The organism is Paraburkholderia xenovorans LB400 (assembly GCF_000013645.1).
In the GTDB taxonomy this organism is placed as follows: Bacteria; Pseudomonadota; Gammaproteobacteria; order Burkholderiales; family Burkholderiaceae; genus Paraburkholderia; species Paraburkholderia xenovorans.
Map to the genome: position 1 here is coordinate 1,166,851 of NC_007951.1, position 12,186 is coordinate 1,179,036.

Here is a 12,186-nt window from a genome sequence, read left to right on the forward strand (position 1 = left end):
TGATGGCCGCAGCGGTTGCTGCGGCCATTTGTTTTTGTGCTGGCGGTTGCCTGTTATGCGAGGCTCGATTTGATCGCTTGGTGCGGTCTTAGTGCGGCGCGGTGGACGGCGGTTGCACGGTAGCGGACGGCGATTCGATCGTGCTTTGCGTGGATGGCTTTTTGCGGGGCGACGCTTTTGTTGCTTCGATCGACGCCTCTGCTCGCTGCGACGCTTTAGTCAGCAAGTTCGTCGCATGCTGCGCCGTGAGGCGGCTGCGCGCGACGCCCTTCGCGTCGAGTGCAATCACCTGGAACAACTCGCGGTCGTATTCGAGATCCTGCTGATACTGCTCGGCCGTGTCCACCAGCAATTCGAGCAGCGTCTGACGACGCTTTCTTTCGTCGTGGGTAATCGCAGGATTTCTAACTATCGATGACGCCAGTGTGATCAACGTGTCCAGTTGACCCAGCTGCCGGTCGCATAAATCGAACGCGGAAAGGGCAAGCTTTTCGTACTGGAGTGCGTCGACGGGCGGACGTGACGCCGGTTGAGTTTTGACGGGCCTGGTCATGGTGCGATCTCCTTGTTGGTGGGTTGGATCGCCCGGACACGCTTCTTTGGAGGGAGGGGTGAGCGGGCACGAAGTAGGGTTAGCAGACCGGCGTTGAAACCAAAACCGGCGAGCCTTGCGGCTCCCCCACCAAGGCCCGCCCATAGAAAATAAGCGTGCAGAGGTAGACGCACGACCTGCCTGAGCAGGTGTGCGGGTTTCAACGTTTAGGCTGCTAAACCTAGTCGATGGGTATTTCCCACCGACTTGGTAATTATAAGGGAGTGGGGCTGTCTCGGATTTAGTCTTGGAAGCTAAATGGGGAGGTGGATGAAGGGACAAGGGCGGGTAGGGCGCTAGGGTCGACGGTCAATGCTTCACCTATAACCGTTGAATTTCGAGGTGGTTGTAGGCCCTTGTGACTTGGCGCGCCGCCGCCCGATGGCGGCCTCGAGAGTGCCCGTGATTGAAAAATTCGGAAGACCGGAGTCGACCATTTGCCGTCGGTCTATCCCATGCAGTTTTGGTGGTAGGTATCTAGTGCAGAACGGTCACGCCGCGCCGCTATCGGGGGACATCGGTTCTGCGTCCGCCCATATTTCCTCGTAGGCGTCCACTTTCATGTTGGCGCTGTGGTCTGTCCGAATGATTTCTCCCGGAGACCGCGCAGCGAAGTCTTTAAGCGATTGAGTAAGCGTCCATGCTTCAGCCTTGTCAATTAGCAGCACACGGTCGTGCAAACTGCGCTTTGGCGCCCAGCGCAATTCCAGCGGTCGAGTGTCGAATTGCTTCAACCAGTTCCTGGCAGCAGGTTCAACTGCAGCGTTCTGCGGAATCTTTGTTGTCAAAAGGCGAATTCCAATCCTTTCGGGGATCGTTGTGCCGAACTCGGTGAGCACCGTTTCGTTCATATACGGGTCGACAATAAGAATGTCGAATTTCGCGCGTTTCAACACCTTTGTAATTGCGGCGAAGGCGTCGAAGCCGCTGTCGACGGGAATGAATGCACCGGCGACGGCAGGTGGCGCAGCCAGTTCGGTCAGCGCCAAAGCCCTGAAAAGAAGCCCTCTAATCTCTCTTGCAGCCCACGGCGCCTCGCCAGTATGTATTCTCTTTAACTCCATCTGCAGAGCCATTAGAAGCGATAGATCGCCCGTTGCTTTTACGTAGGCCTCCGCCTTGCCGAGCCATTCAAGGACATGCATCTCCCCGCCCTTCTCATAGACACCAAGGTCTGGCGGAGTCGCCTCAATCAGACGGCCTATCAATGTATACAGCGTTTGTGGATCTAACTTCATGAGGCAGGGGAAGCGTAAAGGACGAACGAATGTAGCATGAGCCTGCAGTGAACGCTGAGCGGTTGGGATGAATTGAAACCGTTGTCGACTACTGTTGCGGCGTTTAGCCGTCGCTCCCAAGCTAATCTGAGTGTTTCATAATAGCCCGGCAGCGACCCAATGCGATACGCTTTTGCGATCGACATCACGACAGGCTTCGGTCGGCAGCACGCGAACCATTTCGATCCTCTAACCTATTGTGACCGAACGACGAATTCTGATGTGCCGCCGCCCTTGGAATCACAACATTAGGCGCGGGTTCGGCCTCCACAGTAGTTCGCTAGGTGCCCACCGTTTGTTGTGTTAAATTCCTGTCGATAATATTTCGCCCAAAGCTGGACTTAGGCGCGGGGCATCGGGGTCTATGTGAATGTCGCATCCATCCGTATGAGCCGACTCGTAAAGGTCGGTATGTACCTCCTATCGCTCTGGTTGCTCTTCGTGCTTGTAATCGTCAATAAGGCGGTTATCGATGTCAACATCTGTCTTGGTTGTTCGCTTCTGCCTTGGTCAGAGTTATCAAAAATCGTAAAAGAAAACCTTCTGCCTTTAGTGTGCGTTGCAATGCTTGCAGCGTCAGCTGTTTTTTATATGGTCTTTGTTAGGATAATCTCCGGTGCAAAAGACGGCCCGATCAAAGTCGAAGAATTGGAAGACAAGAACGCGGAGCACCTCGTCTTTCTGGCAACCTACATCATCCCGTTGGTGGGATTCAGTTTGGATAGCCCGAGACAAATGATAAATCTTGGAATTACATTGCTTTTGCTTGGTGCAATCTATATAAAAACTGATCTTTTTTACGCTAATCCAACACTGTCGCTATTGGGTTTTAAAATTTTCAATATAAGGTCTCAAGGTAGCGCTGCGATTTTGATTTCTAAAGAGGAATTAGAGGCGGGCGATTCCGTTAATGTAGTTCGGCTTGACAAAAAGATTTTTTTTGCGCGAAAGGCGACGCGAGTCTGACATGAAGACCAAACAAGAACTAACCGACACATTAAATGCCATTTTCGCTGATGGCGTCAATATGAAGCTCTACTTTGGCTTAGGGGCAGGCGCTGCGAGAAGCTACAAACTTGCGGACTTTGACGATGGCGCCACGCAGAGAGTGTTGACGAACTATGTCGCAGGAGTTCGCGAATTTTTCGAGCGTGACGAACTTCAGACCGTGCCATTATCTCAGCTGGACCAGCGAAGCGATGCGTTGGTGATGTACGACCTACAGGAGCAGCCCGTCGAATTCGCGCAGCTCGAAGCTTTGCAGAATGGGCCTGAGCCGGATTTCTTCTCATTCGACGAAAATAGTGTAAGCGAAATTCGAACAATCGCGATAAAAATAGCCTCCGTTCAAAGATCGGTGGTCTTTTTTAAGACCTTCTATCCGGTGTCCCTTGTCAAGCGTGACCAAATACTGCTTTATAAGTTAGAAAATCGATTCACCATTTTTGATGGCGACATCGTCAAAGTTACTCCCGGATTCGATTTATTGCTAGTCGACGGAGAGTTTTACATAAACGATTTTCGTAAATTTGAAAAAGCATTCTCATTTACAGAAATCGCCGAACGAGCAATGTTGGCCGTCGTCCAGTCGATTTTGGAAATGGGAATCGTCAACGATGTGAAAGGATATCTCGCCGCGTGCGCCGCACCGAAGCGCGACATCCTTCGTGCAGGACAAAGCGATGTCCTTCGGTTACAAGCCGCCACTATCGTGGCGTTTGCCACACAGAAGGGCGATAAGATTGGGCTTAAGATAGTTGACGGGCAATTTCACCTATCTTCGCGCGATAGCGTGAAGAAACTGTATAAATTGCTAAACGACGACTACCTGACCTCGGGACTTACCGCTTTTGAGTATGAGACGCTTGCCAAGAACAAGATGTAATAGCTACTGGCTCATCTTTTTGGTCGCGTTTGCATCCTACGGCGCGGTGCCATACAGGGAGATCCAAAGGCTGGCGGCGGTCAGTGACGTAAAGCGATCAAGCCGAAACTCTGATAATCCGCCAAGGTCCGCTACCCGAGACCCATTGCTTCAAAGTGCGGGACATGAATCTCGTTTATGAGATTAGCAACAGCATCCCCCGGGACGTCTGTAAAGGAAGGCAGTAGTTCGACGGATGCCGTCAACACCCGGAGTCCAATGCTATTTACCATGGCGATGACTTCGGGGTTGGCGGGGCGCAGATAAGCAAAGGTCGGTTCTTCGCCTATGTGCCGCGCCGTCAAGGCAGTAATATTCGAATGCACGAACGCGCAAAGGATTCCATACGAAACGTAGAGATCATTTACGTCCGAAAGCTCGAACTTTTGCTCTCGCGTCTGCCTCTTGTAGCCCTTCACCTTCAACGCTTCACGAGTTTCCGCTGCTTCAGCCAGCATTGACTTGACGGACGCGACCATTGCTTCGGCGTCCTCCGCCTCGCCCAACGATTCCAAATATCGTTCAAACATCGCGGCATCTGCCTTGGCATTGTCGAATGCCATTTGATCGGCGTAAGTCGCGTCCTTCGAAAGGAGGATCATGTCGGCCAAGCCTTCGAGCATCGACCGAACGGGACCAGCCGCATGCGTTCCAGCCCCGCCGTCCAGCAGGAGCAACATTGCGCGAAATTGCTCGGCTGTTGTGAGCAGCAATGTGGCAGAGACCCGAGCCGCAGCAGACTCATTCACCTTCATGTTGCGGAAAAATGCCTCAAGGCCGTTGATGGCATGCTCCGAGACTGCCCTTAAGACTCGAGCCTTCTCCTCTCTGTCCATATTGATCCCCTTCGCCATTGAGGCAAGCAAGCAATGTCAAAGCACTGCTATCGTTCAAACATTTCGGTGATTCCGCTGCCGCAGTCGCGTCACCTCTGCATTCGCTCCCTTCTCGTACGTCTCAGAACAAATTATCAACGATTCAAATGTTAGGGTCGAATGGCCGCACCTGGCCGACTACCGCCTCACGTCCTTGGCAGCGGTCGGCCAATATTTGTCGAAACCGCCGTATTCGGCGGTGAATTGGTCGCTCCTTCACACGAGCGCAAAGCCTCAGCAGTAGATCACTGTCAAGGCCCGCGCCTCCCCCTCACTTATTAACCATCTTCGCCGGCACACTAATCGCCAGCAAACCACCAAGCACCATAAACGCCGCCAGCATATACATTCCGGAATCATTCGCGGCCGTCGCCTGTTTGAGCCACCCCACCGCATACGGGCTCAAAAACCCCGCCAGATTCCCAATCGAATTAATCATCGCGATGCCAGCAGCCGCGCCCGTCCCAGCCAAAATCGCCGTAGGCAAACTCCAAAACAACGGCAGGGTAGTGAGAATCCCCATCGTCGCAAGCGTAAGCGAAGCCATCGCCAACACAGTGTTATGCGTCCACACGACAGAAAGCACCAACCCAATCGCCCCCGCAAACGCCGGCAGCGCAATATGCCACCGCCGCTCCCGCTTCCTATCCGCACTACGTGACACAAACACCATCGCCACCACAGCCCCCGCGAACGGAATCGCCGACAGCAACCCGATCATGAAAGCATCCGTCACCCCAGTCGCCTTAATAATCGTCGGCAACCAGAAGCTCACCCCATACAACCCCATCACAAACGAGAAGTACGTCAGACTGAGCATCAACACCCGCCCACTCGTGAGCACCTCGCGAATCGGCATGTCATGCTTACTCGCTTCCTCCGCAGACACATGCCGCTCGAGCAACTGCTGCTCTTCCTTGGTTAGCCACTTCGCCTTCGAGATCCGATCGTCCAGCATGACGAACACCATGATCCCGACGATCACCGAAGGAATCCCTTCGAGCAGAAACAGCCACTGCCACCCATGCCAGCCGTTGGCGCCGTTAAACGTCTTCAGGATATAACCCGACACCGGCCCGCCGATCACACCCGACAACGCAATCGCCGTCATGAACCACGTCGTCATGCGCCCACGCCGATGCGCCGGATACCAGTACGTCAGATAAAGAATGATCCCAGGAAAGAACCCCGCCTCAGCCAGACCAAGCAAAAACCGCATCACATAAAACATCGTCGGCGTAGTCACGAACATGGTCAGCATGGAGATCACGCCCCACGACACCATGATCCGCGCAATCCACACCCGTGCGCCGACCTTATGCAAAATCACATTGCTCGGAATTTCAAAGATGAAATACCCGACAAAGAAAATCCCCGCGCCGAATCCGTACACCGCGTCGCTCAGCCCAAGATCGCTGGTCATTTGCAGCTTGGCGAACCCAACATTGACGCGATCCAGATACGCGACCACGTAACAGAGCATCAGCAGCGGCGCGAGGCGCCAGGTGACCTTTCGGTAGGTGGCCTCTTCGAAAGTGGAAGGCGGCGCACCCGCGCCGGGATGGTGGAGCGGATTTGCGGGACTAGCCATGGTGTCTCCTCTTTTCTTGTGGAAATGAAGTACCGCCGTCAACCGATTCTATCCGCGCTCAGTGGTTTGCACGACGAATCGATACCGGGGGAAAACACTGACTGCGGCGAGGGCGGCGCAGCGGCCCGCCCTCGCTTGAATGGCCCGGCGCGGCGCTACACGCAGCGCCCGCCGTCCACTTCGAGACACACGCCGGTGATGAATTCCGCCTCGTCCGAGGCCAGATAAAGCGCGGCGTTGGCAATATCCTGCGGCGTGGAGAAACGCCCGAGCGGAATGCCGGCGAGAAAGCGTTGGCGATTTTCCGGCGTATCTTCCACGCCCATGAATTCGGACAGCAGCGCCGTCTCGCCGATCACCGGATTCACGCAGTTCACCCGAATCCGGTCCGGACCCAGCTCGACCGCCAGCGACTTGCTCGCGATAATCACCGCGCCTTTGCTGCCGTTGTACCAGACGAGCCCGGGGCGCGGTCGCACACCCGCCGTGGACGCAATATTGATGAAGCAGCCGCCGCCTTGCTCGCGGAAATACGGCACGAATTCCTGCACGCTCCAGTAGATGCTTTTCACATTCACCGCGTAGACGCGGTCGAATTCGGCTTCCGTGACTTCCATCACTGGCTTGTTGCGGTGCGTGGTGCCGGCGTTGTTGACGACGATCTGCACGCTGCCGAAGTCTTCGAGCGCGGCCTCGCGCAGCTTTTGCCAGTCCTCGCGCTGGGCGACGTTGCCCGTCACCGCGATCGCCTTGCCGCCGGCCAGCGCGATTTCGCTTGCCACGCGTTCGGCGGCCGGGCCGTTCAGATCGTTGACCACCACGTTCGCGCCTTCGCGCGCGTAGGTTTTGGCAATGCCTTCACCGAAACCCGAGCCGCCACCCGTGACGATGGCTGTTTTTCCTGTCAACCGCATAGTGTCTCCGTTGTTTGTTGTGAATGGTGATGCAAGTGCGTGACTCGCGACTAACCGTGCCGGATCGCAATGGTTTTCAGCACGGTAAAGCCATACAGCGCTTCGAATCCCTTTTCCCGCCCGTGGCCCGAATGCTTGACGCCGCCGAACGGCAGTTCGACGCCGCCGCCCGCGCCATAGTTGTTGATGAACACCTGGCCGGAGCGCAGGCGGCGCGCAAGCCGCATCTGCCGCGCGCCGTCGCGCGTCCAGATACCGGCGACCAGACCAAATGGCGTGCCGTTGGCGAGCGCAAGCGCTTCGTCCTCGCCGCTGAAGGACATGGCGGCGAGCACGGGGCCGAATACTTCGTCGCGCGCGAGGCGGTGGCTGGCGGGCACGTCGCGCAACAGCGTGGGCGCCTGATAGAAGCCGCTTTCCGGCGCCTCGGGAATCACCTCGCCATGCGCTGCCATAGGAATGCCGTCGTGCTGCGCGTCGGAGAGGAAATCCCACACGCGCCGCTGCTGTTTCGCGCTGATCAGCGGTCCGCAGTCCAGATCGGCATGCGAAGGGCCGACCCGCAACGCATGAAACGCGCCGCTCAGCCGGTCGAGCAAGGGTTCGTAAATGGACCGGTCGATCAGCACGCGGCTGCCCGCCGAGCAGGTTTGCCCCGCGTTCTGCACGATCGCCGACACCAGCACGGGCAGCGCCGCGTCGAGATCCGCGTCGGCGAACACGATTTGCGGCGACTTGCCGCCGAGTTCGAGCGTGACCGGCACGTGATTCTCGGCGGCCATCTGCGTGACGAGCTTGCCGGTTTCCGGCGACCCGGTAAACGATATGTGATCGATGCCCGGATGACGCGCGAGCGCCGCGCCCGCTTCATGACCATAGCCGGTCACGATATTCAATGCGCCGGCAGGCAAACCCGCCTCGGCAGCCAGTTCGGCGACGCGCAGCACGGAGAGGCACGCATCTTCGGCCGGTTTGACGACGCAGGCATTGCCGGCGGCGAGCGCCGCGCCCACGCTGCGCCCGAAAATCTGCATGGGGTAATTCCACGGCACGATATGGCCGGTCACGCCGTGCGGATCGCGGATCGTCAGCACGGTGTAGCCGGTCTGGTACGGCAGCGTTTCGCCGTGCAGCTTGTCCGCCGCGCCGGCGTAGAACTCGAAGTAACGGGCGAGGGCGGCCGAATCGGCGCGCGCCTGCTTGAGCGGCTTGCCGGTGTCGCGGGCTTCGAGCAGCGCCAGTTCTTCCTGGCGCGCGGCAACCAGCATGGACAGCCGGTACAGCACGCGGCCGCGTTCGGCTGCGCTGGCCTCGCCCCACGCGCCTTCGAAAGCGCGGCGCGCGGCGTGCACGGCGGCGTCGATATCCGCCGCGGTGCCGCGTGCCAGTTGGGTGAAGGGTTGGCCGTCCGAGGGATCGAGCACGGCGATCGTCTCGCCGCCTGATGCGGCGGACCATTCTCCGCCGATGAAGTGTCGGGCTTCTTCCATGCATGCTCCTTGAGGTGTCACGAGAGCCGCGCTGCGGTTACGTGGTGTTCACAAACGAGAGGCACAATCGAGAGAGACGCCAGACGATTATCGCCCCGATCCAACCCAGGGTGCCAATGGCCGATTGGCTATAATGGCGAATTAAGTACTTCCGGCCGCAGCGCCGCCGCTCGTGGCGATTTCACGATGCATGCCATTCGAGCGAGCGTGCCGCACGCCGTGTTCCGAATTCCATCCTCACCAGAGAGCGCTCATGAGCTTCAATCACGTCCCTGCAGGCAAAGACCTTCCGCAAGATTTCAACGTCATCATCGAAATCCCGGCGCAAAGCGATCCGGTGAAGTACGAAGCCGATAAGGAAACGGGCCTGCTGCACGTCGACCGTTTCATCAGCACGGGCATGCGCTATCCGGCGAATTACGGCTACATTCCGCAAACGCTGTCGGGCGACGGCGACCCGGTGGACGTGCTGGTCATCACGCCGTTCCCGCTGCTGGCCGGTTCGGTGGTTCGCGCCCGCGCGCTCGGCATGCTGCAAATGACCGACGAATCCGGCGTGGACGCGAAGCTGGTCGCGGTCCCGCACGACAAGGTCTGCCCGATGACCGCCGACCTGAAGTCGATCGACGACGTCCCGGCTTACCTGAAAGATCAGATCAAGCACTTCTTCGAGCAATACAAGGCGCTCGAAAAGGGCAAGTGGGTGAAGGTCGACGGCTGGGCGGGCATTGAAGCCGCGCACAAGGAAATCACGGACGGCGCGGCGAACTACAAGAAGTAAGCTGCGTCACGCTTGGTGAATAGAAAAAACCGCGCGAGCCCGCAAAGGCCGCGCGGTTTTTTTATGGCGAGTCGAAGTCGCGAATCCGCACATATAGACACAGTGCATCGAGAGGATGAAGCGAAGCCATTTTTATATCTAAGTGTAAACCCTTATGATTGACCGCCTGCCGCGCCTGCCTGCGGTAAGGCTATTTCAACGCGCTGACGTAGCGCCAATCCGCGTTCCAGGGAGCACACCGTCCGGATGCTGAATCGCAAGTCCAACCCGTCGTCGTCTTCTTCGCAGCGCTGGTCGAACTGGCTGTATGCAGTCGCCAATGCGATTTACCGCAAACGGCCGGTATGGATGGTGTCGTTTTCGGCGAGCGAGGCCAGTCTGTCGGAAGGTTTGCGGGCGGCCTGCGCATCCACGGCCATGCTTGCGCTCGGCAATGTGCTGCACGAACCGACCTTCGCGTGGGCGGCGATCGGCGCCTTCTGGACCTGTCTCGCCGACGCCGCCGGTTCCAACCGCGCCCGCTTCGCGTCGATGATGGGCTTCGCCGTGCTGTCCACGCTATGCGGCGGCTTGACGGCTTTCGCCTCCGCAGCCGGGACCGTGTTCGCCGCGCTTGCGTTGCTGGTCTTCACGAGTCTCGGCGCGTTCGGCCGGATCTGGGGCGCCGCCACTGCACAGGTGACGATTCTCGTCGCCACCGCGTGCGTCGTGATGGTCGACCGGCCAATGCACGACGTTCGGCAAGGCATGGCGTTTCTCGGCGTCTACCTGATCGGCTGCCTGTTTGCCGTGGCGCTGAGTCTGACGGTCTGGCGCATTCACCCGTTCAGTACGAGCCGCTCGACACTGCGCGCCGTGTACCTGCGTCTGGCCGATATCGCGTTGGACAGCGCCCGGCTGCTGGAGCGGCGCGCGGCCCGCGGCGAGTGGGCCACGCACGCCGCGAAGTTTCGCGCCGATGCCCGCGCTGCGCTCGAACGCTCGCGCAAAGTGCTGGCGCGGGTGCCCGCATCGAGAACGGGCGGCCGTGAAACCTACGACACGCTGCTCGGCTTGCTGACCGACAGCGAAGCATTGTTCGCGTATCTGATCGCCGTCTCCGGCGCATGCGAACGAGCCCCGGACGACGCATGGCGCGCGAAACGCGCAGTCCGGTTGCTGACGGCCACGGGCGACGTGCTGCGCGGCATCGGCGCGGCAGTCAATGACGGACAGTGGGCGCGTCTTACCGATTTGCAATTGCGCTTGCGGCGTTTTGCCAGGCGGCTCGAAACCGCGTTGATGGAACCCGTGAAGCTGAAGTCCGATTTCGAACTGGTCGACTTCACGCCGGTGTATGCGGAGGCGGAAAGCTGGCGTGCTAGCGCGACGCGGCTTTTCACGCGCATCTGGGCCACGCTCAAGGCCAACCTGTCGGCCGACTCGGTCGGCTTGCGGCATGCGGCCCGCGTCGGCGTGACGACCACGGCGGGCTTTCTCGTGATTCGCGCGCTCGGGCTGCCGTTCGGCTACTGGGCCACGATGGCGACGCTGCTGATCTTGCAACCGTCGATTGCCGCTACGTGGCCGCGCAGTATCGAACGGGCCGCGGGCAGCATTGTCGGCGGCGTGCTGGCGGCGGCTATCGGCTACGCGATCCATTCGCCGCTCGGCATTTCCCTCGCGGTGTTTCCGCTGGTGATGGCGACAATGGCGCTGCGTCCGGTCAGCTACAGCCTGTTCGTGCTGTTCCTCACGCCGACCTTCGTGCTGGTCGCCGACTTCGCGACGCCGGGCGCCAGCGAATTCGCCTATGCGATCACGCGGCTCGGCAACAATGTGCTCGGCTGCGTATTGGCGCTGCTGGCCACGTTCTATCTGTGGCCGACGCGCGAAAAGATCGACTACCGCGCGTATCTGGGCGAGGCGGTGCGCGCCAATCTCGCGTATTTGAGAGCCGCGCTGGAGTCGCCCCGTCGCAGCGAGAAGGAGATGGAACGCTTGCGCCGGGCCGCCGGTTTGGGCAGCAATAACGCAGAGGAAGCCATCGGCCGGATGCGCCTCGAAAAACTAGAGGACTCGATGGTCGATACCGTGACGCTGACAGTGCTGAGCGTATTGCGCAGAATGGCCGGCACTGCGACGCAACTGCGGCTGAGCACGAACCGGCGCGATATGCACGATGAACTCGGCGCGTGGATCGCGACCGTGAGCGCGGATATCGACGCCGCGTTGAATCGGACCTTGCGGCCGGTTCGTCACGCGCTGCCCGCGCGCGACGGGCTGACTTCGCTGGAGGCGGATGCGGTGGGCGAGCTTGCGCTGATGCATCGGCTGCTCAATGAGCGGATGCGCGAGGCGAGGGGGTAGCGAGGCGGCGCGAAGAAGCGGGACGATGAAGCTGAGGCTGTTTCAGGTCGCGCGGGTGGCTTCTTGAGTCTGCCCGGCTTCGATCGCTTCGGGCTGAGGCTGAGGTTCCGGCTGCGGCTCCGGCTCCGGCATGACCGACTCCAGCGTGCGAAAGCCCGCCGCCAGCGCCCGCTTCTCGGACGCTGACAGCCGCTTGACCCAATACTCCGCGCGCGACGCGCTCGACCGATCCGCCAGTTCGAACGACGCCAGCACCTGCACCGGCTTGCGCGAACGCGTATAACGCGCGCCCTCGCCACTCACGTGTTTGTCGAAGCGCGCCTGCACGTCGACGGCAATGCCCGTATAGACGCTGCCGTCCGAGCATTCGAGCAGATAGAGAAACCACGCCAT

11 protein-coding genes are annotated in these 12,186 nt (G+C 59.1%); 4 read left to right on the top strand and 7 right to left on the bottom strand.

Going from position 1 to position 12,186, the window contains the following annotated elements; translation table 11 throughout:
* Positions 1 to 88: 88 nt before the first annotated feature.
* Together BXE_RS05075 and BXE_RS05080 are read right to left on the bottom strand one after the other, a co-directional pair.
* Positions 89 to 553 carry a hypothetical protein gene (locus BXE_RS05075; protein ID WP_038456708.1) on the bottom strand — a complete coding sequence of 155 codons (465 nt, stop codon included), beginning with the start codon at positions 551 to 553 and terminating at the stop codon, positions 89 to 91.
* A 530-nt stretch (positions 554 to 1,083) separates the two neighbouring features.
* Positions 1,084 to 1,830: a hypothetical protein gene (locus BXE_RS05080; RefSeq protein WP_011487321.1), complete on the bottom strand. Its 747-nt coding sequence runs from the start codon at positions 1,828 to 1,830 to the stop codon at positions 1,084 to 1,086.
* 426 nt (positions 1,831 to 2,256) lie between these two features.
* Between BXE_RS05080 and kwaA the strand changes: the two genes are divergently transcribed.
* Positions 2,257 to 2,835, top strand: a complete 579-nt coding sequence (gene kwaA / locus BXE_RS05085; RefSeq protein ID WP_148222909.1) for an anti-phage protein KwaA — start codon at positions 2,257 to 2,259, stop codon at positions 2,833 to 2,835.
* A gap of 1 nt (position 2,836) precedes the next feature.
* A complete protein-coding gene (gene kwaB / locus BXE_RS05090; protein WP_011487323.1) occupies positions 2,837 to 3,754 on the top strand; it encodes an anti-phage protein KwaB in 918 nt (305 codons plus the stop codon).
* A 131-nt stretch (positions 3,755 to 3,885) separates the two neighbouring features.
* On the opposite strand, the gene BXE_RS05095 is transcribed toward kwaB, so the two are convergent.
* The 4 genes from BXE_RS05095 to BXE_RS05110 all read right to left on the bottom strand — a co-directional run bounded on the left by BXE_RS05095 (position 3,886) and on the right by BXE_RS05110 (position 8,663).
* Entirely contained in the window at positions 3,886 to 4,629 is a 744-nt protein-coding gene (locus tag BXE_RS05095; protein WP_011487324.1) for a DUF5677 domain-containing protein, read from the bottom strand.
* Positions 4,630 to 4,939: 310 nt separating this feature from the next.
* Entirely contained in the window at positions 4,940 to 6,259 is a 1,320-nt protein-coding gene (locus BXE_RS05100) for an MFS transporter (RefSeq protein ID WP_011487325.1), read from the bottom strand.
* Positions 6,260 to 6,414: 155 nt separating this feature from the next.
* Positions 6,415 to 7,173: an SDR family oxidoreductase gene (locus BXE_RS05105; RefSeq protein WP_011487326.1), complete on the bottom strand. Its 759-nt coding sequence runs from the start codon at positions 7,171 to 7,173 to the stop codon at positions 6,415 to 6,417.
* Between the two features lie 50 nt (positions 7,174 to 7,223).
* On the bottom strand, positions 7,224 to 8,663 hold the full coding sequence (locus tag BXE_RS05110; RefSeq protein WP_011487327.1) for an aldehyde dehydrogenase family protein: 1,440 nt from the start codon (positions 8,661 to 8,663) through the stop codon (positions 7,224 to 7,226).
* Between the two features lie 253 nt (positions 8,664 to 8,916).
* Between BXE_RS05110 and ppa the strand changes: the two genes are divergently transcribed.
* A complete protein-coding gene (ppa, locus tag BXE_RS05115; RefSeq protein WP_007175837.1) occupies positions 8,917 to 9,444 on the top strand; it encodes an inorganic diphosphatase in 528 nt (175 codons plus the stop codon).
* Between the two features lie 246 nt (positions 9,445 to 9,690).
* Positions 9,691 to 11,793 (top strand): FUSC family protein, encoded by a 2,103-nt coding sequence (locus BXE_RS05120; RefSeq protein WP_011487328.1) that lies wholly within the window; start codon positions 9,691 to 9,693, stop codon positions 11,791 to 11,793.
* 42 nt (positions 11,794 to 11,835) lie between these two features.
* Here BXE_RS05120 and BXE_RS05125 read toward each other — a convergent pair whose 3' ends face one another.
* Positions 11,836 to 12,186 (bottom strand): GIY-YIG nuclease family protein, encoded by a 351-nt coding sequence (locus BXE_RS05125; protein ID WP_011487329.1) that lies wholly within the window; start codon positions 12,184 to 12,186, stop codon positions 11,836 to 11,838.

Coding starts and splice junctions, on each gene's coding strand:
- BXE_RS05105 (WP_011487326.1), bottom strand. CDS start 7,173: ATGCGGTTGACAGGAAAAACAGCCATCGTCACGGGTGGCGGCTCGGGT.
- BXE_RS05120 (WP_011487328.1), top strand. CDS start 9,691: ATGCTGAATCGCAAGTCCAACCCGTCGTCGTCTTCTTCGCAGCGCTGG.
- kwaA (WP_148222909.1), top strand. CDS start 2,257: ATGAGCCGACTCGTAAAGGTCGGTATGTACCTCCTATCGCTCTGGTTG.
- BXE_RS05110 (WP_011487327.1), bottom strand. CDS start 8,663: ATGGAAGAAGCCCGACACTTCATCGGCGGAGAATGGTCCGCCGCATCA.
- BXE_RS05075 (WP_038456708.1), bottom strand. CDS start 553: ATGACCAGGCCCGTCAAAACTCAACCGGCGTCACGTCCGCCCGTCGAC.
- kwaB (WP_011487323.1), top strand. CDS start 2,837: ATGAAGACCAAACAAGAACTAACCGACACATTAAATGCCATTTTCGCT.
- BXE_RS05125 (WP_011487329.1), bottom strand. CDS start 12,186: ATGGCGTGGTTTCTCTATCTGCTCGAATGCTCGGACGGCAGCGTCTAT.
- BXE_RS05080 (WP_011487321.1), bottom strand. CDS start 1,830: ATGAAGTTAGATCCACAAACGCTGTATACATTGATAGGCCGTCTGATT.
- ppa (WP_007175837.1), top strand. CDS start 8,917: ATGAGCTTCAATCACGTCCCTGCAGGCAAAGACCTTCCGCAAGATTTC.
- BXE_RS05095 (WP_011487324.1), bottom strand. CDS start 4,629: ATGGACAGAGAGGAGAAGGCTCGAGTCTTAAGGGCAGTCTCGGAGCAT.
- BXE_RS05100 (WP_011487325.1), bottom strand. CDS start 6,259: ATGGCTAGTCCCGCAAATCCGCTCCACCATCCCGGCGCGGGTGCGCCG.